General features: G+C 44.2%; 16 protein-coding genes and 3 tRNA genes. 4 read left to right on the top strand and 15 right to left on the bottom strand.

Annotated elements, in window-relative coordinates:
* Positions 1-38: 38 nt before the first annotated feature.
* Entirely contained in the window at positions 39-2,396 is a 2,358-nt protein-coding gene (locus ACFI6L_RS04590) for a sensor domain-containing diguanylate cyclase (RefSeq protein ID WP_462573510.1), read from the top strand.
* A 121-nt stretch (positions 2,397-2,517) separates the two neighbouring features.
* Here ACFI6L_RS04590 and rpsO read toward each other — a convergent pair whose 3' ends face one another.
* The 14 genes from rpsO to ACFI6L_RS04520 form a co-directional block, all read right to left on the bottom strand.
* Positions 2,518-2,787, bottom strand: a complete 270-nt coding sequence (gene rpsO, locus ACFI6L_RS04585; protein ID WP_012518257.1) for a 30S ribosomal protein S15 — start codon at positions 2,785-2,787, stop codon at positions 2,518-2,520.
* A gap of 111 nt (positions 2,788-2,898) precedes the next feature.
* Entirely contained in the window at positions 2,899-4,185 is a 1,287-nt protein-coding gene (locus ACFI6L_RS04580) for a hypothetical protein (protein ID WP_462573509.1), read from the bottom strand.
* A gap of 194 nt (positions 4,186-4,379) precedes the next feature.
* Positions 4,380-5,351, bottom strand: a complete 972-nt coding sequence (gene truB / locus ACFI6L_RS04575) for a tRNA pseudouridine(55) synthase TruB (RefSeq protein WP_252118353.1) — start codon at positions 5,349-5,351, stop codon at positions 4,380-4,382.
* Positions 5,352-5,753, bottom strand: a complete 402-nt coding sequence (gene rbfA / locus ACFI6L_RS04570; RefSeq protein WP_014949257.1) for a 30S ribosome-binding factor RbfA — start codon at positions 5,751-5,753, stop codon at positions 5,352-5,354.
* Positions 5,754-5,867: 114 nt separating this feature from the next.
* Positions 5,868-8,474 (bottom strand): translation initiation factor IF-2, encoded by a 2,607-nt coding sequence (gene infB, locus ACFI6L_RS04565; RefSeq protein ID WP_014949256.1) that lies wholly within the window; start codon positions 8,472-8,474, stop codon positions 5,868-5,870.
* A gap of 24 nt (positions 8,475-8,498) precedes the next feature.
* A complete protein-coding gene (gene nusA / locus ACFI6L_RS04560) occupies positions 8,499-9,995 on the bottom strand; it encodes a transcription termination factor NusA (protein WP_014949255.1) in 1,497 nt (498 codons plus the stop codon).
* A gap of 45 nt (positions 9,996-10,040) precedes the next feature.
* Positions 10,041-10,499, bottom strand: coding sequence for a ribosome maturation factor RimP (gene rimP / locus ACFI6L_RS04555; RefSeq protein ID WP_014949254.1), 459 nt, complete (start codon positions 10,497-10,499; stop codon positions 10,041-10,043).
* Positions 10,500-10,876: 377 nt separating this feature from the next.
* The gene (locus ACFI6L_RS04550; protein ID WP_014976349.1) at positions 10,877-11,878 is read right to left on the bottom strand and encodes a response regulator; all 1,002 of its coding nucleotides are present in this window, start codon (positions 11,876-11,878) and stop codon (positions 10,877-10,879) included.
* A 14-nt stretch (positions 11,879-11,892) separates the two neighbouring features.
* Positions 11,893-15,228 (bottom strand): MHYT domain-containing protein, encoded by a 3,336-nt coding sequence (locus ACFI6L_RS04545; protein WP_039229613.1) that lies wholly within the window; start codon positions 15,226-15,228, stop codon positions 11,893-11,895.
* Positions 15,229-15,399: 171 nt separating this feature from the next.
* Positions 15,400-15,476 (bottom strand) — tRNA-Met (locus ACFI6L_RS04540).
* A 52-nt stretch (positions 15,477-15,528) separates the two neighbouring features.
* Positions 15,529-15,605: transfer RNA gene (locus ACFI6L_RS04535), tRNA-Met, on the bottom strand.
* 53 nt (positions 15,606-15,658) lie between these two features.
* Positions 15,659-15,735: transfer RNA gene (locus ACFI6L_RS04530), tRNA-Met, on the bottom strand.
* 201 nt (positions 15,736-15,936) lie between these two features.
* A complete protein-coding gene (locus ACFI6L_RS04525; protein WP_462573508.1) occupies positions 15,937-16,239 on the bottom strand; it encodes a 4a-hydroxytetrahydrobiopterin dehydratase in 303 nt (100 codons plus the stop codon).
* Between the two features lie 190 nt (positions 16,240-16,429).
* Positions 16,430-19,135, bottom strand: a complete 2,706-nt coding sequence (locus tag ACFI6L_RS04520; RefSeq protein WP_014976347.1) for a TonB-dependent receptor — start codon at positions 19,133-19,135, stop codon at positions 16,430-16,432.
* Between the two features lie 421 nt (positions 19,136-19,556).
* Between ACFI6L_RS04520 and ACFI6L_RS04515 the strand changes: the two genes are divergently transcribed.
* The gene (locus tag ACFI6L_RS04515) at positions 19,557-20,543 is read left to right on the top strand and encodes a mechanosensitive ion channel family protein (RefSeq protein WP_014976346.1); all 987 of its coding nucleotides are present in this window, start codon (positions 19,557-19,559) and stop codon (positions 20,541-20,543) included.
* Positions 20,544-20,560: 17 nt separating this feature from the next.
* Positions 20,561-20,725, top strand: coding sequence for an entericidin A/B family lipoprotein (locus tag ACFI6L_RS04510; RefSeq protein ID WP_014949248.1), 165 nt, complete (start codon positions 20,561-20,563; stop codon positions 20,723-20,725).
* A 274-nt stretch (positions 20,726-20,999) separates the two neighbouring features.
* On the opposite strand, the gene ACFI6L_RS04505 is transcribed toward ACFI6L_RS04510, so the two are convergent.
* A complete protein-coding gene (locus ACFI6L_RS04505; RefSeq protein WP_462573507.1) occupies positions 21,000-21,449 on the bottom strand; it encodes a MaoC family dehydratase in 450 nt (149 codons plus the stop codon).
* A 231-nt stretch (positions 21,450-21,680) separates the two neighbouring features.
* On the opposite strand from ACFI6L_RS04505, the gene ACFI6L_RS04500 reads away from it, so the two are divergent.
* A complete protein-coding gene (locus ACFI6L_RS04500; RefSeq protein ID WP_014949246.1) occupies positions 21,681-22,583 on the top strand; it encodes a LysR family transcriptional regulator in 903 nt (300 codons plus the stop codon).
* The last annotated feature ends 148 nt before the right edge of the window (positions 22,584-22,731 follow it).

Here is a 22,731-nt window from a genome sequence, read left to right as displayed (position 1 = left end):
CATTTAGTAGTAGTTTATTGATAAGACAATTTAAGACTTTGAAAAACGGACATTATCATTTTTTTTCGGTAAAGGATTTTCCCCCTAGTGCTGAAATATTGGCTAACTACGATGTATTTTTCGTGGTGGCTTCTGTTGTTATTGCAATATCTGCTTCCCTTATCTCTTTCGTTCTTTCTGCGAAGATGTCGCAAACAGAATTACAAAATGAGCGAGCATTTTGGTCGCTGGCATCAGCGTGCTTTCTTGGTTTTGGCATTTGGGCGATGCATTTTGTTGGGATGCTTGCCTATCAGCTCCCTCTTGAGGTTTCGTACGACCCTTTCATAACCCTACTCTCTGTGTTACCCGCGATTCTTGCGAGTATTGTTGTGATGAGTAAACTGCCACATAAAGCTAACTCGCTTTTGCTTCGAAGTTTATATATGGGGCTTGGCATTGGCAGCATGCACTACATCGGCATGATGGCAATGCAGATGAATGCCATCATGGCGTACGATGGCTGGTACTTCTCTTTGTCTATTGTGGTTGCCGTCGGTCTGGCAGGTATTGCTTTAAAAACCCATGAATATGTCACCACTTCGCAACTGCGAATAGTTAAACAAATTGTTCCCGCCATTATAATGGGCAGTGCTATATCCGGTATGCATTACACCGGCATGCTGTCTATGCACGTATATGCACTGCCTTCTACGCAAATACTACAAGAACCAGAAACCAAAAACCTCGCTTATTTGGTCATGCTAATGGTGATGCTTTTCGCGTTTACTATTCTTATTTTTATCGAGCTGCGAGCACGTACGTTACTGCTAGAGCGCTATAACGCGGTGTTAAATACAGTACAAGAAGGCGTGTTGACCTTCGACAGTGCCGGCATGGTTGAATTTGCCAACCCTGTCGCGTTAAGCATGTTTGGTCTCGACAGTTTTTCTCCTCAGACCATTCACATACGCGAGCTTGTGAGCCCTTCTGAGCATGCCCATGAGCCACTCCTGATAGGATTAAAAAAAGCGGCAAAGAATAGCGCAGCGCACAACGTGCCTTTAACTTTGGACGGTATTCGGAAAAGCGGAAAGGTTTTTCCTTTAACACTTCGCATTAATTCGCTGCCGGGAAACCATATTTCATATGTGTGTACGGTAAAAGACTTGTCTGACGTCAAGAACCAAGAAGTTTTTGCACAAACGGTGTTTGACGCACTGCCCAATATGTTGATTGTAAAGCGTGCCGACAGCCTTTCGATTACCCATGTAAATGATGCGGGAAGTAAAATATTGGGCACCGACAAAGCGTCACTCGTGGGGCTATCTGACTTTGATATATTCGACGAGGCGGAGGCCAAGAAATTTATATCTGACGATAAGCAATTACTTTCAAGTTCTGAAAAGCAAATCGTTAACGAATTCAAACTCAATATAGGTGGTGTGACGCGCTTTTTTGAGACCAAAAAGATTGTCATTGATGACAACTACGGCACCCCTCAATACATATTGGCACTATCCGAAGACGTAACAAAATGGCGGGAAGCTCAACAGACGCTTAAAACGTTAAACCGCCGCATGTCTATGGCCGCTGACGCAGCACACATAGGTGTATGGGAGTGGGACATCGCTACTAACGAGCTCATTTGGGATGAGTGGATGCATAAAATCTACAATGTCTCCAAAGCTACTTTTACTGGTCAGTTTAGTGACTGGGAAGACACAGTTCACGATGACGATATTGCCAATGTGAAGCAAAAGATAGAGCAATCAATAAAAGATAGCTCAGGATTTCACGCAATTTTTAGAGTGAAAGCCGCTGGCGACAAATATCGTCATGTTAGCGGTTATGGTCGCATTGAAGGCAACAAGATGTTTGGTATTAATGTTGATATCACCGAGCAAGTCGAAGCAGAACAGAAAATTAGAAAACTGGCAAATAGCGATACGCTAACAGGTTTAGCGAATAGGCTTGCCCTATCTACCTATATGCGAAATGAGCTTCCGCGATTAGAGAGAAACAATAAGGTGTGTACGCTACTTTATCTGGATCTCAATCGATTTAAGCCCATTAATGACGAATACGGCCATACAATCGGTGACGAAGTTCTTGTTGAGCTTGCACAAAGGCTTCAATCCATGTGTCGCGTGTACGATATTGCATCACGGGTTGGTGGTGATGAGTTTATCGTAGTAATCACCGAGCTAAGCACTGAATACAATGTAGAGACACTTAAAGTCCGACTTGCTAAAAAGCTTACACAGCCTATTACTACCACACAAGGCGCGTTCAGCGTTGGCGTTAGCATAGGTCACGCGAGCTATCCAGAAGAAGGCAAGACGCTAGAAGAGTTAATTTACATTGCAGATGAGCGGATGTTTGAAGATAAAAAGCAAAACATACCGTCGAACTAACGCGTAGTACAAACACAAGGTTAATTGCCTGGCTTCATACATGTACTAGGGTGTATTGCACTTTGCTGTACATTTTTGCAAAAAAAAAGCGCCCATTGGGCGCTTTTCTTGAAACCTAGTCTTATCGACGTAGACCTAGACGCTTGATAAGGTCAAGGTAACGCTCTGCGTTCTTGCCTTTAAGGTAGTCTAGAAGCTTACGACGTTGGCTAACCATACGTAGAAGACCACGACGTGAGTGGTGATCTTTCTTGTGATCAGCAAAGTGACCTTGAAGCTTGTTGATGTTGTGAGTAAGCAAAGCAACTTGAACTTCTGGTGAACCAGTGTCGCCTTCTTTAACGCCGTACTCAGCAATGATTTTTGCGGTTTCTGCTTTAGTTAGTGACATATCATTCTCCTAATATTAATGCTTCGCCGATCACTAATTCAGCAAAGCGGAATGAGCGCCGTATTATAATGACGTTTACAGACTTAGCAAGGACGGAACGACGTAATTTCACTAATTAACCCGTTTAAGGTTCGATTCCACCTTATTAATACGTTTAGCTAACTCACTTTTGTATTCGACACCGTTTAGAAAATCCCTTGCCCGCTGGTCACTTTTATATCCGTATGCAGAATATACCGAGTGAGCTATGCTTATCTTAGCGTCGTGATCTACGACTAAATCTAAATTTTGCTCTACAAATTGCGGTGATCTGTAAACTGCTCCTTGTAATAAGGTAATCACTACTTGCTTAGTATCAATATTCGTTTGACGTTGTGCCCAAGTTAGCGCAGTGTCGGGCTCAAAGTAAGCGATAGTTCTGGCAGCGTGTTCAACATCAGATTGATAGTTTTCACTACTGCTATGTCTTACAAACCAGGAAGCAGCTTCACTAGGTGATTGGTTTACATAACTATCAAATACAGCGCGCTTTATCTCTTTTTTTCGTTCGTTGTCATCTAGCGTGTCGAACCAAGCTTTAGTGCTTTCAACGTCTTTGCGTACCCAAATACTTATTAAATTAGTTTCTAACCGTTTATCATCCAAACGTTTTATTAACGATAACGTGTCTCGAAACTGCTCTGATGTTTCTAAGACACTAAAAATGCCGCTATAGGCCGCACTTTTTAAATTCTCTGACTCAAGAAGAGCGATAGACTGAAAGGCGCTATCAATATCCTCACTTGCCATTTCTCTAAAAATAAGCGAAGGGTAAATGTTGTTTTCGAGCATGCCTGAGGTAAGTGAGGAATTATTAATATACCAGTCAAGGGCGTCAGAAGGCGATTGATTAGCCCAGTTAGCTATAACTGATATGCGAAACTGCTGCTTCGATTCCAAGTTAATATTCATGTTATCAACAAGGTCCCAGGCTTTTTCGGGGTTCAGCTCTACTAAGCGAGAGACCATTGTTGACAAAATCATGGCAGCATCTGGGTCGCTAATAGACGTATCCATGCTTGATAATGTATCGACAATCGCCTGCTCGCCCATCGTGCTTATAGAGATAATTAAGGCGCCTATTTGTTTTAAGCTAAGCTTGGGCTTGTCGGAAAACCAGGCTTCTAGGCTAATATTATCAGATTTACTCGCTGAGTCTTTGGGTGACTGCACGCGCTTGGTCTCCCCTTGCTGAGGGAGTAACGCTGTTTGTGAGACGTGTTGATCTTTACCGTCGCCTACATTGGTTGTGTGAACAGAAACTTCTGAGGGGACTGTAGGGCGTTTGTCATTGACATAGTAACCCGCAGCAAATACTAGGCATAGCGAACAAAGCCATAAGCCAATCCATTTGGTCATTGAATAATCCCTTAATTAAAACACCACGCCAGCTTAAGACGTTTCGCAGAAGGTAGAAATCTGTATGAGTGATAAAGAACCTACCACTAAATAGTGCACCTTTTATACTACTTTATTTGCCATTAAGAAAGCCTTGCGTTAACCGCAAGGCTTTAAACGAGTATAATCTGCTAGATATAGGTCATTGCAAAGTACTAACTATAAACAACTCGACGTTTTGGGTTAACAAACACTTCTTGTTTAGGGATACCTTGGTCTTTCGGGTCAAGAACCCCTTCCCCTACGCCTAAGAAAATACCACTGGTATCGTCGCCATGGTAAACGCGGTAAGACACGCCTTCACCCAGCGCTTCGCTACAAATCCCTTTTACAGATTGGCCGTTATCAAAACGGTTTCTTTCAGCGTCGTTAATGGTCACAAATGGCAACCGACTTACGGCGGTATCCATAGGAATCAATAAGTCATCCAGCGCTTTAAAGTCACCTTCTTCCAGTGATTCCTGAATTTCAATTAACTTATCCAGCGAGACCATTTTATCCGTAGGATAGTCTGCTACTTCCGTACGGTGTAAGCGAGTCACGTAGGCGCCACAGCCAAGGTTCTGACCTAAATCATCTACGATTGAGCGAATATAAGTGCCCTTGCTGCATTTAATGCGCATTTCTACAAACGGCAGTTCAATACGCAGTACATCTAATTCATACACTTCAATATCACGAGGTTCACGCTCAATCTCTATACCTTGACGTGCATAGTGATAAAGTGGCTTACCTTGATGTTTAAGCGCTGAAAACATGGACGGGATTTGTTTACTCTTACCTAGAAACGCCAAGCACGCATCACGTACTTGTTCTTCGCTTACATCAACAGGCTTTTCTTCAACCACTTCGCCATCGGCATCAGACGTGGTGGTGCGAACACCCAGTTGAGCAGTTACCTCGTAGGTCTTTTCTGCATCCAGAAGAAACTGAGAAAACTTCGTAGCTTCACCCAAGCACAGCGGCAACATGCCACTGGCAAGTGGATCAAGTGCGCCTGTATGCCCAGCCTTCGCAGCTTTGTACAGCCAGCGCACTTTTTGAAGCAGTTGGTTAGATGACCCACCAAGCGGTTTATCAAGCAATACTATGCCGTTAATCTCACGGCCTTTACGACGTCTTGCCATTTACTCCTGCTCTTGTGGATCGTCTTTATCGCGCTTTGACTCATCTTTTGCGATGGTCTGAGACACAAGATTAGAGATACGCATACCTTCAACAATCGACTTATCTTCAAAGAAGTGAAGATCAGGCACTGAGCGCATGCGAATACGTTTAGCTAGAATACTGCGAATAAACTTTTTGTATTCTGCCAGTTGTTTAATTTGCGCTTTACCTTCTTCTTCGGTGCTGTTGTAGATAGTCACAAAGATTTTTGCATGCGCTAGGTCGCGCGACACATCTACGTCAGAAACCGTGATCAAGGGCATGTCGCCAACGCGGTGCTTGTATTCATTTTGCAGAATGCTCGCCACTTCTTTATGAACTTGCTGAGCCACTCTGTCGGTACGTGAAAATTCACGGGCCATTATTCTCTCCTTTCCTTATTTAACGCTGAGCATGCGCGAGGTCTGTTTGTTGTATACAGACAAAAACGGGAGCACTCGGCCCCCGTTTCTCACATGCCGAATTAACTAAGGCAGTTAAATTTCGCGCTTAACCTCAACGATTTCGAAGACCTCGATTTGGTCGCCTACTTTCACGTCGTTGTAGTTCTTAACGCCGATACCACATTCCATACCGTTACGTACTTCTTGTACGTCATCTTTAAAGCGACGCAGTGACTCTAGTTCACCTTCGTAAATTACTACGTTGTCGCGAAGTACACGGATTGGGTTGCTACGCTTAACGTTACCTTCAGTAACCATACAGCCCGCAATTGCGCCCAGTTTCGGTGACTTAAATACGTCACGTACTTCTGCAAGACCAATGATTTCCTGCTTGAATTCTGGTGCAAGCATACCACTCATGGCCGCTTTCACTTCGTCAATTAGGTTATAGATAACGCTGTAGTAACGTAAATCAATTTCTTCAGCTTCTAGTACGCGACGCGCTGTTGCATCGGCACGAACGTTAAAGCCTAGTACGATAGCGCCTGATGCAGCCGCAAGGGTTGCGTCAGTCTCAGTGATACCACCTACACCACTACCTACAATGTTCACTTTTACTTCAGAAGTAGAAAGCTTAACAAGTGATTCAGAAATTGCTTCTACAGAACCCTGTACGTCAGCTTTAAGTACGATGTTAAGTTCGCTAACGTCACCTGATTCCATGTTCGCAAACATGTTTTCAAGTTTCGCTTTCTGCTGACGAGCAAGTTTAAGTTCACGTTTCTTCTGATGACGTTTCGCTGCTACTTCACGCGCTTTACGCTCGTCTTTAACAACGGCTGCGTCTTCACCCGCTACCGGAACACCAGACAGACCAAGTACTTCCACAGGCGTAGAAGGACCAGCAATCTTAATTTCATTACCGTTTTCGTCACGCATTGCACGAACACGGCCGTATTCTTCACCACAAAGTAGAATGTCACCAGCGCGTAATTGGCCTTCTTGAACCAATACAGATGCTACTGGACCACGGCCTTTATCAAGGCGAGATTCAATAACAATACCGCGACCTGGGCCTTCAGCTACTGCTTTAAGGTCTAGAACTTCAGCTTGTAGAACGATAGCTTCAAGCAGTTCGTCTACGCCCATACCTGTTTTCGCAGAAACGTTACAGAACTGGTGCTCACCGCCCCACTCTTCTGAGATAACTTCTAGTTGAGATAGCTCAGTTTTAACGCGATCAGGGTCAGCTGTTTCTTTATCCATTTTGTTCACTGCAACGATAAGAGGTACGCCAGCCGCGCGAGCGTGCTGTACCGCTTCTTTCGTTTGAGGCATTACGCCGTCATCTGCAGCAACAACAAGAATAACGATATCCGTCGCCGTAGCACCACGAGCACGCATTGCGGTAAATGCGGCGTGTCCAGGTGTATCTAGGAACGTGATTTCGCCATTTTCTGTTTCTACTTTATATGCACCAATGTGCTGAGTAATACCACCGGCTTCACCGTCTGCAACTTTCGCGCGACGAATGTAGTCAAGCAATGACGTTTTACCGTGGTCAACGTGACCCATGATGGTTACAACAGGTGCACGTGTGGTTTTTTCACCGCCAGTGCCATCTGCCAACAACTCATCTTCAAGTGCGTTGTCGTTAACAAGCTCGTACTTATGACCCATTTCTTCAATTACTAGTACCGCTGTATCTTGGTCTAGTACTTGGTTAATGGTTGCCATTTCGCCCATCTTCATCATCGTTTTGATAACTTCGTTAGACTTAATTGCAAGTTTACTTGCAAGTTCGCCAACTGTGATGGTTGCGCCAAGCTTAACTACACGCTCTACAGGTGCAGCTGGCTTGTTAAAGCCTTGCTTAAGATGCTCACCCGCATTTTTCTTCGACTTACGACGACGGCGTGATGAACGCTCAACCTGCATGTCTTCTTCGTCTTCAGCTTCTTGAGCATAGCGGTTAGAGTGCAAGTGAACTTCTTCAGCTTCTTCTTTCTTACGACGCTCTTCTTCTTCCTTCCAGCGACGCTCGTTCTCTTCAGCAAGTTTGCGCGCTTCATCAGCCGCTTTCTTCGCGTCTTCTTCAAGCTTCTTCTGCGCTTCTTCTTCTTGCGCTTTGCGCAGACGTTCTTCTTCCTGACGAGCCGCTTCAGCTTCCGCTTTTTCAGCTTCAGTTAGCTCAGGTTCGTCGGCCTTACGTGCTTCAGCTTCTTTTTTCGCTTGTTCTGCACGACGAGCACGCTCTTCTTCAGCAGCTTTCTTCGCTTCTTCAGCTTTACGTGCTTTCTCTTCAGCGGCTTTTTTCGCTTCAGCTGCTGCTTTTTCTTCCGCTTCGCGCTTCAGACGTGCTTCTTCTTCAAGACGCTTCGCCTCTTCTTCCGCTTGACGCTGCTGTTCTTCAACATCGCTACGCTTAACGTAAGTGCGCTTTTTACGTACTTCTACTTTCACTTCTTTAGACTTACCAACACTTAGCGTGCTGGTTGTCTTACGCTTAAGTGTCATACGTGTCGGTTCAGCTGCGCTGCCGTGTTGCTTACTTAAATGATCCAATAGTTTTTGTTTCTCGTCTTCGTTTACCTGATCGCCGGCATTCTTAGTGATACCCGCGTCTTTAAACTGGCCAACCAATCGGTCAACGGTCGTACCAATGTCGCTGGCGAGCTTTTCAATAGATACATCTGCCATTACGTAATTTTCCCCCTGTTGACCTTACTCTTCTTCACTGAACCATACGATATTACGAGCCGCCATGATTAACGCACCGGCTTTCTCTTCGTCTAGTTCATCGATATCACTGATATCATCGGTACCTTGTTCTGCTAATTCTTCCAGGTCAGTAACACCGCGGCTGGCCAACACATAGGCCACGTGTTTACTCATACCTTCAAGATTTAATAAGGCTTCTGTAGGCTCTGCACCTTCAAGCGATTCTTCGTTCGCCAGTGCACGCGTGGTTAGGAAAGCGCGCGCTCTGTTGCGCAGCTCTTCAACCATTTCTTCATCTAACCCTTCAACCGCTAGAAGCTCACTTGCAGGCACGTATGCCACTTCTTCTAACGTTGTAAAGCCTTCATCTACCAAGACAGACGCGAATTCTTCGTCAATGTCCAAACCAGCAGTAAATAGATCAAGTACCTTCGCGTTTTCTTCTTCGTGCTTCTTGTTGAGATCTTCAACCGTCATCACGTTAAGTTCCCAGCCTGTAAGCTGGCTAGCTAGGCGAACGTTTTGACCACTACGGCCAATTGCCTGTGCTAGGTTGTCTGCTTCAACCGCTACGTCCATGCTGTTGCTGTCTTCATCAACAACGATTGACGCCACTTCGGCGGGAGCCATAGCATTGATAACGAATTGCGCTGGGTTTTCGTCCCATAACACGATATCAACACGTTCACCGCCAAGTTCCCCTGATACGGCTTGTACACGTGAACCACGCATACCAACACACGCACCAACCGGGTCTAAGCGCTTGTCGTTAGTTTTAACCGCAATCTTTGCACGAGAACCTGGGTCACGCGCTGCAGATTTAATTTCTAGTGTCTCTTCCGCAATTTCTGGTACTTCCAGACGGAAAAGCTCAACTAGCATGTCTGGGTGCGTACGGCTAATAAATAGCTGTGCGCCACGTGCTTCTGGACGAATAACGTAAAGAAGGCCACGTACACGGTCGCCCGGACGGAAAGTTTCACGAGGAAGCATGTCATCGCGGTAGATAACACCTTCAGCGTTGTTACCTAAGTCGATGATGATGTTGTCGCGGTTTACTTTCTTAACCGTACCTGTAACCAGCTCACCTACTTTGTCTTCGTACTCAGCAATCATTTGCTGACGCTCAGCTTCACGTACTTTTTGTACAATCACTTGCTTTGCGGTCTGCGTAGTTATGCGGTCGAATTTAATAGATTCAATCTGTTCTTCCACATAATCGCCGAGTTGTATCTCTGGTTCGTCGATTTGTGCAGCAGAAATCGTAATTTCAGCAAATGGGTTTTCCTGTTCTTGATCATCAGGGATAACCAACCAGCGACGGAATGTATCAAAGTCACCAGACGTTCTGTCGATGCTTACACGAACTTCAATTTCGCCTTCGTTTTTCTTTTTTGTTGCACTAGCGATCGCAAACTCTAGCGCTTCAAAAATTTTCTCTCTAGGCACTTGTTTTTCATTTGAAACGGCTTCCGCCACTAACAAAATTTCTTTATTCATTTTCGCCTCTCTTTTGCTTTCGTCGATGAAAGCAGAGCTGTTCCGTTAATCGAACGTGGGAACAACGTTACCTTTTTCGATATTCGCCACAGCTAACTGGAACTGCTGGCCATCCACTTCAATACTTACGATGCCATTTTCGCACGCGAGTACTTTGCCTTTAAAATTACGTCTGTCATCCATTGGCATAGACAAACGAATTTGAACCACTTCACCCACAGACTCGATATAGTGCTTCTCTTTGAAAAGCGGTCTGTCCATACCCGGTGATGACACTTCCAAGTTGTATTCAGTGCTAATTGGATCTTCAACGTCCAAAATTGCGCTAACCTGATGACTTACATCTGCACAATCATCAACGGTAATACCGTTTTCATGATCAATAAAAACGCGAAGAATAGAATGCTTCCCCGCTCGTACAAACTCGATCCCAACCAACTCAAAACCCAGTGCTTCAACACCTGGCTCTAGCATTTCGGTTAGTTTCTCTTCAAGTTTTGCCAATGCAAACCTCCAAAAACGAAAAAAGGGCCTAAAGCCCACCTGTCATCACCCGGCTCAGCGAGGCTGACTCCAGGTTTTAATACAACAAAAAGCCCCGGACTAGCGGGGCTTTTATTAAAATTCTGAACCCATACCTGCCAACAAGGGCAGTTGCAAACCTATGGGTAAAACCACCGTTAGGTGATAGCTTGCTAATGATAAGTGCGTTACTTTCCTGTACTGAGGGAGCCCGCTCTCATCACTTAATGAGCACATTATACGTATAGCCGTCGCATTAAGCAACAGCCAATAGGCGCAGACACTGGAGGGTGTCGATTTTTTCTGTGTAAAATTCGGCCTGCATGAAAGTATTTTAATTGCGGTTTAGTCCAGCAGACTTAGTCTTCGTCTTTAAATGTCGCTTTAATATCAAGAATTTTAGGCATAATTTCTATCATCAAATCGACAAGTCTGGGTTCGAAATGCTTTCCCTTTTGGCTTTGAAGAAAATCTACCGTTTTTTCAATACTCCAGGCGTCTTTATAAGGACGTTTGCTGGTTAAGGCATCAAACACGTCTGCAATGGCGCAAATACGCCCCTCAATGGGAATATCTTCACCCGCAAGCCCTTTAGGATAGCCTGACCCGTCCCATTTCTCATGGTGGGTTAGCGAAACAGACTTTGCAACTTTCAACAACAAAGAATCGCCGCAATCACCAATGATTTCCGCACCAATCTCAGGGTGGTTTTTCATGGTGGCAAACTCTTCGTCTGTCAGCTTCCCTGGTTTCAACATTATACTATCAGCAATACCAATTTTGCCGATGTCGTGCATCGGTGCAGCATGAAGCAGAATTTCAGCCTGTTTATCTGTAAGTCCATAGGCAAGCGCAAGTTCTTTCGAATAATGGCTCATGCGCATGACATGCATGCCCGTCTCATTGTCTTTATATTCCGCCGCTCTACCTAAACGCTGTACAACTTGTAAACGGCTATCAAGTAGCTCGTCAGCTTGCACCAAACTGAGGTGGGTTTTAACCCGCGCTTTTACGATGGCCGGAGATATAGGCTTAGTAATGTAGTCCACAGCGCCCGCTTCGAAGCCTTCCGTTTCTTCGTGTTCATCATTTAAGGCGGTGACAAATATAACGGGGATGTGCCTTGTATCTGCTTGCTGTTTAAGCTGGCGGCATACTTCAAAACCCGTCAGTCCTGGCATCATAACGTCAAGCAATATCAAATTTGGCTGTCTAGTCTCAGTGAGCTTTAACGCTTCTTCGCCATTTCTCGCAAAAATAAGCTGATAATCATTAGCGAGAAGTTGCTTTAAAACCCTTAGGTTTACTGGCTCATCGTCAACGAGTAATAAAGTAGGTTTTGTGATTTCAATGTTTAACATGCCGCGTCTCTTGGCTACTTTAATTCTTGTATCAATGTAGAGATGCGCTCATGCGCCAACTCGAACTCAAAATCATCGATATCTAAGAGAATTTGAGTTATTTGTTCTTTGTGACTAGAACACCCAACTTCGCGTAAAAATGACAATTCATCTTCATCTACCATGTTTTGCTCTACACTATCGAGCATAGCCTCCAAATGACTCAGCAGCAATGCATTATCGATACTTTCATTAATGGCATTTTCGGCATACAGTGGCGATTCGCTAAGCATCAACTCGATTTTATCTAAGGCATCACGAAGACGGTTAACGTCTTCAATATTCACCTCTGATTTTAGAGCCTGAGCTTCAATTTCCCTGGTCGTATGATAGAAGGTGGTTAAGCAAAGATTACCCGATGTACCTTTTAAACCGTGTGAAAGTGTAGCAACCGCTTTATAGTCTTCACGAATTGCCGCCCCCATTAAGTCGTCGACTTTATCCCTGCAGGTAGTAGAGAATTTATCCACCTCTTGTAGGACGGCCTCTTCACTCCCCCATAAATCGATGGCCTTCTTCAAATCCAACACGTTTTTATCAACTTTAAGCGCAGATGCTGGAGCATTTACTTCTAATGTGTCTGGTACCGAGTCGACCTGAAGCGTATCTATGTTAAGCACGCGAGCAATCTCGTCCATCAATTGAGGGAAATCGACGGGCTTGTTGGCGAACCCTTCCATTCCCGCTTGCTGCGCGGCATGTTTGTCCTGTACTAATACGCTAGCGGTCAGCGCAATAATGGGCGTAGGTGGTAAGCTATTTTCTTTTTCAAACTCTCGACGCTGTTTGGCTGCCTCTAGGCCATCTAACTTAGGCATCTGTAAATCCATCAGTACCACGTCAAACGACTTAGCGCGCATTTTATCTAATGCAATCTGTCCATCTGTTGCCGTTTCTACACTGTGGCCAGCGCGTTTTAGCAGCAACGAAAGCAACTCAAGGTTTTGCTGCACATCATCAACAACCAGTACGGTTAACGAGGTTTCAATACGTGCTGCTTTAGAGGAGAGCTCACTAGATACGTAATCATCAATTTCTACAACTTCTAGAGGAAGTCTGAAAGTAAAGGTCGTTCCTTTGCCTTTTTCACTAGTTGCACAAATATTACCGCCCATCAGTTCAACTAACTGCTTGGAAATAGTTGTTCCCAGCCCCGTGCCGCCGTACTTTCGACTCATCGATGCATCTGCTTGAGAGAACGGATCGAATACTCTTTCTACTTGCTCTTGCGTCATACCAATGCCGGTATCTGTCACGTCAAAATACACAAACTTTTCATCACTTTTGACATTGATAGTCACTTCACCCTCGTGAGTGAATTTAACGGCGTTGCCTATAAGATTATTAAGTACCTGTCGCATTCGCTCCGGTACACCTCTGTATCCGTTAGCTACCGAATCATCGACATTAAGTACAAGTCCAACTTTTTTGCGTTTGGCTTCTAACCAAAATGTTGAAATAACCAAATCCAACTCTTCGCGAATAAGGAAATCGCGATAATCTAAATCAAGCTTACCTTTATCCAACTTCGCGCTATCAAGTATGTCGTTTAGAAGATGCAGCAATGAACGTGCGGAACGGTTTATCGTGGTTAAGTGAGATTTTTGCTCTTCGCGTAAGGCTTCTCCTAACATGAGGTCGCTAAAGCCTATGATTGCATTCATAGGCGTACGGATTTCATGACTCATATTAGCAAGAAATGCGGTACGCGCAGCGGCAGCTTGCTCTGCTTTTTCCTTTGCCGCTTTTAATTCATTTTCCATCACTTTCCGATGTGTTATGTCAGATATGAAGCCGTCTACATAGAGCACCATGCCATCATCGTCCTTAACCTGCACTCCATGCTCGATAACCCACTTCACCTCGCCAGATTTCGCGACAATTCTATATTCATATGAGAATTCGCCCACCTCAGGACTAATAGACGAAAGGCGTTCAACATCATCAGGATGGTAAAGATCGGTGAAAGAGCGCTTCGGGTTGGGCAAGGTAAAATCTTCAGGCGGGTATCCGGTTACTTCTATTACAGCATCACTAATAAATACCATGGGCCACCCTGGCATATTTAAACAGCGATAAGCCATACCAGGAATATTTGAAATGAGGCTTCTAAACTTAGCTTCGCTCTCACGCAATGCATCTTCCATTTCCTTGCGTTTGCGTAAATCAGAAGCGAAAGAGACAAAAACGGGTTTCCCATCAATTTTTGTGTAGCCGACACCTAGGCGCACTGGTATGCGCTCACCATCTTTGCGAAGTACTTCTACTTCTCTTCCTGTACCAATAATTTGCTCAGTTGGTACTACTCGTTGACTGAAGAAGTCATCACCGTATAAATGACGTCTTTCAGGAGTTACTACCTCAGCTGCGTGCATACCGATTATTTCTTGCTGAGTATAGCCATAGATGCGCTCAACAGCGGGGTTAGCGGTTTTTATGATGCCTTTGTCATCAACGGTCAGGATGGCGTCGACGGCGGTATCGGTAATAGCACTTTGAATTCGCTCACTTTCAATGGCGCGTACCATTACATCGCGATATTTAAACAGAAGGCTAATGCCCAATACCATGGTAATTAATATTAACGTAACGATAGCAATCGAAATTGCTAGAAAAACAGCAATATCTGAAGACTGACCCGATGTTTCCATTCCTGGTGGCAATACGAATCTTGCTGCCGCCATCCCCGTATAGTGCATACCAGAAATAGCCAGTCCCATGACGATACTTGCAAGTAATACATGTTTTCCTAACAGCTTTTTACTTTTCGTAGCAGCTGTAATGCCGAATTTAATCCACAGCGACAGCATGGCTAAACACACAGCTACCACAATAGAAAGGGCAAACATTCCAAGGTCGTAACGAAGAAGCGGTGCCATTTCCATAGCGGCCATACCACTATAGTGCATAGTGCCAATACCAGCACCTACCAGTACACCACCTAATATTATTTCAGCGAGGCTAATACGGGACTTAGTTAAAAGGTGAAGCGCCACCCAAGCAGCGGCAATCCCGGGAACGGCAGAGAGCCCGGTTATCAGAGGATCATAGTCAACGGGCAGACATAAATCAAAAGCGGTCATCCCCAAGAAATGCATAGACCAAATACCACCGCCCAATGCAACGCTGCCGGTGCCTAATAAGGTATTTCGTCGAAGTTTGTCTTCGGTGATCGCGGCTTGTCCTGCCACATTAAACGCCATAAATGAGGCAAATACAGCCACCATAAGCGATAGAACAACCAAAGGAAAATGATAAGCACCTTCTATTAAGGTGGCGTGTTCTTCAAAAGTAAAAAAACGGGATATCATAACGCGGCCATACTACCTATTAGTTTAATTTTCAATGGTGGCGTGAGGTTAACTTAGCACACTCATTTACACAGTGTAGTAATTAATTCAAAATTATCGTGTAAATCAAGGAACGCTTTTATGTTTTGCTGTATAAAAAGAAAAAACCCAGCAAAAGCTGGGTTTTAAATGTGGTTGCGGGAGCAGGATTTGAACCTACGACCTTCGGGTTATGAGCCCGACGAGCTACCAGACTGCTCCATCCCGCGACTGTACGGTAAAGCTTGCGATTGCAGTGCTTTGTAATTCTGGTTTTCAAATTGGTTGCGGGAGCAGGATTTGAACCTACGACCTTCGGGTTATGAGCCCGACGAGCTACCAGACTGCTCCATCCCGCGCTTGTACGGTAAAGCTTGCCTTTGCAATGCTTAGAAATTCTGGTTATTTTCTGTGGTTGCGGGAGCAGGATTTGAACCTACGACCTTCGGGTTATGAGCCCGACGAGCTACCAGACTGCTCCATCCCGCGCCAGAAAATTATTGTTGTAAGCGCTTCATTTAATGCCTCGCTTCAACGTGGTGCGTATTATACATAGGGACTTTCGCAACACAAGTACCAGCATGCGAAATATTTCATTTTTCTGACTGTTAGCGGTTTAATTGACCAACATGAACAAAGTTAATACGAATTAACCGATTTTCGGTTCCTATTTACACACGTTGATCCAAGCTATTTAAACTTTTCCATTTTTTCAGCCAACGAGAAATCTAATTCTGTTAGCCCACCAGCGTCGTGCGTAGTCAATGTTACCTCTACTTTATTATAAACATTGAACCACTCTGGATGATGTTTTAGCTTTTCCGCCCAAATCGCAATTTGAGACATCCACCCAAAAGCTCGGATAAAGCTCTTAAACATAAACGTCTTTTTGATAGTGTCTCCACTTTGCTCCCATGGTGTGTCATCGGGAACCAGTTCATTGAGCGCTTTCAATTTTTCGTTAATTTCATTATCAGACAGCTTCGTCGCCATTCTTATCTCCTTCAATCACTGATGATTACGTAAAAGTCTTACCTACTACGAGGTACTTTAATCGATTGGTTTAACATTAGAAGAGACTGGAGACAAAATCACAAAGAGGAGTGGAGGCTAAGGTTTACAAAAAAGCCACCCTTCAACTTTTATAGTCAAAGGGTGGCTATACTTCTACCTTATTAACCGATTAGAACTCGATAGCTAAGCGCGCATAGATTTGACGACCTCGTGGATCGTGAACCTTAGAGTCAAACCCGCTGTTAGTGAATAGCTGTGGAGGCTCTTCGTCGAACATGTTAATTGCGCCCAACGTCAACACATAACTTTGTTCTGTATCATATAAGCCGCCTAAGTCGATGTTGTATTGCGCATCTACCGTTAAGTGACTATCCACTTCGTAAAAGCCACCTGAACAACCACCCACGTTTGCAGTACCGTCCGCGCAATTTTGATCATCGTCATACGATGAGATGTAGCGAAGGAAGATATTGGCTGCATGGATATCGTTTTGCCAAGCCAGCCCCAAGTTCGCGCGCAATTCAGGAGAAGACACACCAATGTTATTGAAATTACGGCGTCCTGCACCATCAATGTTCCCTGCCTGTGGGTCCATCAAGTCATACTTAGTGATGTAGGTCGCATTCAACGTAGGTGTAAAGTTACCGAAGTCTGTCTCTATTTTATAACTGGTTACAAAATCAAGACCCGATGTTTCCAAAGAACTCGCGTTAACATACGTGTTATTTACTTGAAGAACAGGCCCAGTCAGCGGGTCTCCAGCACGGATAACGCGGTCTGGGTTAGTCGGATCATCATTTAGTACCGCCTGCGCGTTCTCTTGAATGATCAAGTCTTCAAACTCGAAATTCCAATAATCAACTTCAACAGAAAAGTCTCTGAAAGGCTCGTATGAGAAGCCAATATTATAGGCTGTCGACTCTTCAGGTTTTAGCTCTTCATTACCCGATGTTCTAACAGCCACAAATGCCGTAGCACCTTGAACGGGGTCGATAAGCTGTTGCAACGACGTTGCACCACCTTGTGCTAAGAACACTGTTGGCGCTCTAAACGACGTAGATATCGAGCCGCGAAGTGAAAACTCATCAGTCGCACGCCACGAAATCGCTAACTTTGGATCCACTGTACTACCAATGGTACCGCCGTAATCTTCATAACGAACCGCTAGCTGAACATCTAATTCGTCATTTATTGGTAATGCAAGTTCACCGAACGCTGCCCATACATCCTGGCTACCATCAATATCAGGGTTGCCGATAACGAATGTGAAACTGTCTTGGTTAGCAAGGTCATCGTAATCTTGGCTAAGCTGGTTTTCACGATATTGAACACCCAATGCTAACGCCGCAAAGCCACCGCCCATTTCGAACACATCAAACGATGTAAACGCTTCGAAAACTTCAAGGTCAGCTTTAGAGTCAATCACTTCGGTTCCCGTAAAGGAGCTAACCACGTAATCAGAGTTAGGTGCCGTTGTGTAAGACGTTGCAAATGGGTTGAAGAATTCGCAATCCCCTACCCCTGGCGTTCCAGCGATAGGGTCACAATTAGAGCCACCTAGACCGTATAGCGCAAGCTGAAACTCGGTATTTAGTACGTCAGGAACCCTAAATACAAAATCGTTAACCGCACGTGTATAGCTTACTTCCCAGAACCCAGTATCTGTCACACCTTGTAAACTGGTGCTAAAGCGAAAGGTGTCTGATTCGGTATTAGCTGGGTCACCAGGGAAGCCGTTACCTTCAGCGCGGCCGAAGAAAGCGACAGGCTGACCAAATGGATTCTGCGGATGATAATCCGGAACAATTGGAGAGGTTAAAATTGGGAAGCTCGGTGCTCCACCACGTTCTGCACGGTTTCTCGCTAAACTGAATTCAGCCGACCATGTAATATCGTTATCGAACTCGTAGTCTGCACGTACATAAGCATTTGTTCGGCTCTCATCGGCAACATATGAATAGAATTTACCGAAATCAAAACCACAAAAACCAATTTCTAAACCTGGCACTGTACCACTTGGCGCAAGTAAATTGGGTGCACCACCAAACTCCTCACATCCGTACGGGTCGATAATGGGCAGTGCCCCTGCACCTGGAATATTTAAGAAGAAAGAGCCTGGGTTACCCAGAGCACTTGTATCGTCTTGGGGACGACTTAGTCGTCTATCGCTGAGAAAAAGCGGCGAACGGTTGGTATAGCTTATCGCCGCTAGTACGCTTCCGTTATCTCCGGTAGCGCCCCATAAACCTTGTAAAATGTATTCTTTGTTGTCGCCATGCGCACCATCTTGATAGTCAAGGCTTACCATTGCTCCGTCATAATTGCGTTTGGTGATAAAGTTAACGACACCTGCAACGGCATCAGAACCATACAGAGCCGACGCACCATCTTTAACCACTTCCATACGATCAATGGCAATCATTGGCACAAGTGAACTGGTATCGACGAAGTTCAGGCCTTCGTTCGTTGGTTGCGCTGTAACGACCTGACGCTTGTTGTTAAGTAAAACCAGAGTAGACGCTACGCCTAAACCACGAAGGTTAATATTCGACGTACCCGCTGTTGCGTTTTGCGTAAAAGCATCTGGGTTGTTTTCAGCACCCGTGTTAATAGTGAGTGTTTGTGTAATATCCGCAATATTCTTTGCGCCAATCGCGTCGATAGCCACGCTATCTACCACGGCTAGTGGAGAAGGAGATTCAAAGTTTTCGCTACGGCGAACAAAACTACCGGTAACCAAAATGAGTTCTACGTCTTTCTTAGCTTCTTGCTCACTTTCAACGTCTGCTTCTTGGGCTGATGCGATATAAGGAGAGCAAAATAAAGCAGTGCCGACCATTGCCGCCACTGCTGTCTTACGCGTTTTAAATTTCATAGTGTGATTCCAAATCTGGGCTTATCACTACCGGCATTACTACCCACACTTTCCGCTAGCGACAGGCTGTTCGATTTCGTGTTGTTATTGTCTGAGGCCATGAACAAATATTGACCTACGCAATTGATACTATGCTTGAATTTCACCTTTGTAAATTTATTGTGAATAATATGTTTACATTAATTTTACACATGGTCTGACCAGATATCCTTTAGGATAAATTGAAGCCTTTCCACCGAATTTAGCCATATCCCAATTGAGAATATGTTTCCCAACATGGGAAATTTATTCATTACGCTTGATGGAGCGCGCACCTCAAAAATCAGGCATACCCTCTAACTTTCAATACGTTACAAGATTATTTTAAAAGGAATGATTCTTGAAACATCAGGAACACTTTATATGAAGGTGCACGAGGTCTATGGAGTTTCCAAAAATAGATGAGGTTTATAAATTACTCAGCGAAAAGCTAGAGTCTTGGGTAGAGGGCGGCATTACGCTTCTTCCTAACATTGTTGTCGCATTTTTTATTGCAATAGCCTTTGGCATTATCGCCAAAGTGATCGGCAACGTTGCTGGCAAGATTATGCGCAGAACGTTTGAGTCTCGACAAATTGCAAGCCTCCTCACCTCCATAATCAAATCTATCGTTTTAATAGCGGGAATTTTCATTGCGCTAGACTTTGTTGGCCTCAAAGGTACTGTCACCTCTTTACTTGCAGGCGCAGGTATCGTCGGGTTGGCCATTGGTTTTGCGTTTCAGGACATGACGGAAAACTTCATTGCCGGTGTGGCCATGGGAATTCGAAAACCCTTTGAAATTGGTGACGTCATTGAGGCAGAAGGTGTATTTGGTAACGTAAAGGAAATAAACCTTAGAAACACCTTAGTTGAAACCTTTTATGGTCAACTTGAAGTTATACCCAACAAGATTCTTTTCCGAAATATATTGACCAATTATTCATATCTTGGTTATCGAAGAATAGAGATACCTGTCGGCATTTCTTATGCTGATGATATAGAAGAAGCCGCTAAAGTTATTACGGATGCTATGAATGAAAAAGATTATGTCATCAAAAAAGAAGAAACCGCGGTATACGCAGAGTCTTTTGGCGATTCAAGTATCAACCTATTACTGTGGTTTTGGATTCGATATCCAGGAGAGCCTGGATTTATGGTCGTACGCCACGACGCGATCAGTACAGTAAAAACGGTATTAGAAGAAAACGATATTCTTATTCCTTTCCCTATCAGAACATTGGATTTCAATGCTAAAGGGGGAGATAAGCTTAATAGCATGCTTAAAAAGCAGGATGAGAGAAGTTCAAGTAAAGGTAATACAAATTCATCAACTGAGCAGTCTGATGTGAAAGCGGGTGATAACCCTGAGCAACCCGCAGAAGAATGAAACTAACGGAGATGCAAATGGAAATGTTAAATTCAAAAACACTTAAACACGCTTTTTTAGTTCTTATACTCGCAGCCAGTTTTGGGAGTTTAGGCGGTTGTGCAACAGTTGAAGGGGCCGGTAAAGATATTCAAAGTGCTGGAGAAGCCATTGAAGAAGGTGCCGAAGAAGCGTCTAACTAACTCGTTTCTGTCGACATAGGTCTTGCCGATAAAGTAGGACTGTGTAGGTAAAAGCCTGACGATCGCTAAACTAGGCCCTGTTGACCTTTGCTATATATCAAAGGTCAACAAACGCCAGCATCTCAGGCTTTTTTATTTTGTGGCACCATGTTTTTGCAATACACGGTGCGACATATCAACTAGACAACGACGTAGCACACGCATCGTCATACGCATTTGGCAATATGCCGTACCAGTTTGTACAGCCACTTTTACTGCGTGAAACAACAATCTATCAAGGCTTAAGCACCGCGAGCATGAGAAAGCCACCTATTAGCGCTGGGTTCCCATTCGATTTAAGTAAGCAACTTGCCTCTACTTTATAAAGCTTCCCTTGCGCCTTTTCAGTGATTTCGACAAGTTTGAATCGGTATTTAACGGCGTCATTACTTTTTGCTGGTTCAAGAAAACGTAACTTATCAATGCCATAATTAATCATAGACGCGATACGTTCGTCTGGCGCGATTACCTCAGCGAATGCTTTAGGCATGAGACTGGCAGTCAAGAAGCCGTGAGCAATTGTTGTTTTAAAGGGACTTTCTTTTTCACAGCGCGCAGCATCTAAATGTATCCACTGGTGATCGCCGGTAGCGTCTGCAAACTGATTGATCATGTCCTGCGTAACCGTCAGCCATTCAGGTTGTTCAAGGGTATCTCCCACTGCTAAGTTTAAAAGTGTTCTCATTTTTCAGTCCAATCTCCATTTATTGACGATAAAACTACTATTATTACCTTGAATGTTTCAATTAACTTTTAATAATAGGTATTTATAAATATTCTTGTTACACTAACGTAAATTATTCGTAGATGCTATGTAGCATTGGATCACAGTTTTCTATTAAACGCACCGTGATACAAACTAGCGCCTCTTCATCTATTGGCTTTTTTCAGGGCACTCGCTCTTAAAGGATTAGTTATGAATCTCAATAGAATCGATTTGAACCTTTTTGCAGTATTCGACGCCATTTACACGGCAGGAAGCTTAACCAAGGCAGCAGATGTCTTATGCATTACTCAACCAGCGGTAAGTAACTCTTTAGCGAGACTAAGGGAAATGCTTAACGACCCGCTGTTCGTTCGTACTGGCCACAGTATGACGCCTACCCCCGTAGCGCAAAATATTATTGTTCCAGCTCGACAAGCTTTAGCCTTACTACGCAGAAGCGTGCAAGAAAGTCATACATTCGACCCTCTCACAGCCGAGAAGTCCTTTAACTTTGCCAGCCGTGATTTGCTTGAAGTAAGCATTATGCCTCGACTCATTTCACGTTTGCAGAATTTGGCGCCAAATATTGGGTTGACCAATTACGAGATTCCTAGAAGCCAAGTTGTTTCGGCGATGGCATCGGGCACGTTGGACTTTTACTCAGATGCATCGACATTTACAGACCCTCATTTGTGTAAAGAAAAAATCGCTCAAGACAGACTTGTTGTGTTAGCACGTAAAAATCATCCTGCGCTCAAAAACGGGCTTAACTTAGATACCTTTCTACGATTAGGCCATATTAATGTGTCACAGCGTAAATCTGGTGTGGGTCCAATAGATATTGCGTTAGATAAAATGGGCAAAAGACGCAAGGAAGTTATGCGAGGTCAACATTTTTTAACCGTTCCAAGTACGATAGTAAAGACAGACCTAATCGCGTGCCTGCCGTATCACCTTGCTAAACATTACGATCTTGCGTTGTACGAGGTTCCTTTTGATTTACCGCCTGTAGAGTATTTCCTTTATTGGCATGTAAGCGCCGACCATGATCACGCTCATATGTGGATGCGTGAACAAATAATGGAAGTAGCGAGCAACTATAAACCTCACTAACGCCACTTCTCCAAACAGCGCTCGTTATGGGCGCTTTTTTGTCTCCACATACTTATAAAACCACATACCTAAGTATCGCTTAGAACGTTTTCAAGATTTCATTTTTGTCGTTTAATCCTTCCGAACAAACAAACAATCTATAGAAGTA

Source organism: Alteromonas sp. G4i35 (assembly GCF_054960375.1).
This window is presented reverse-complemented; position numbering and strand designations above follow the sequence as displayed.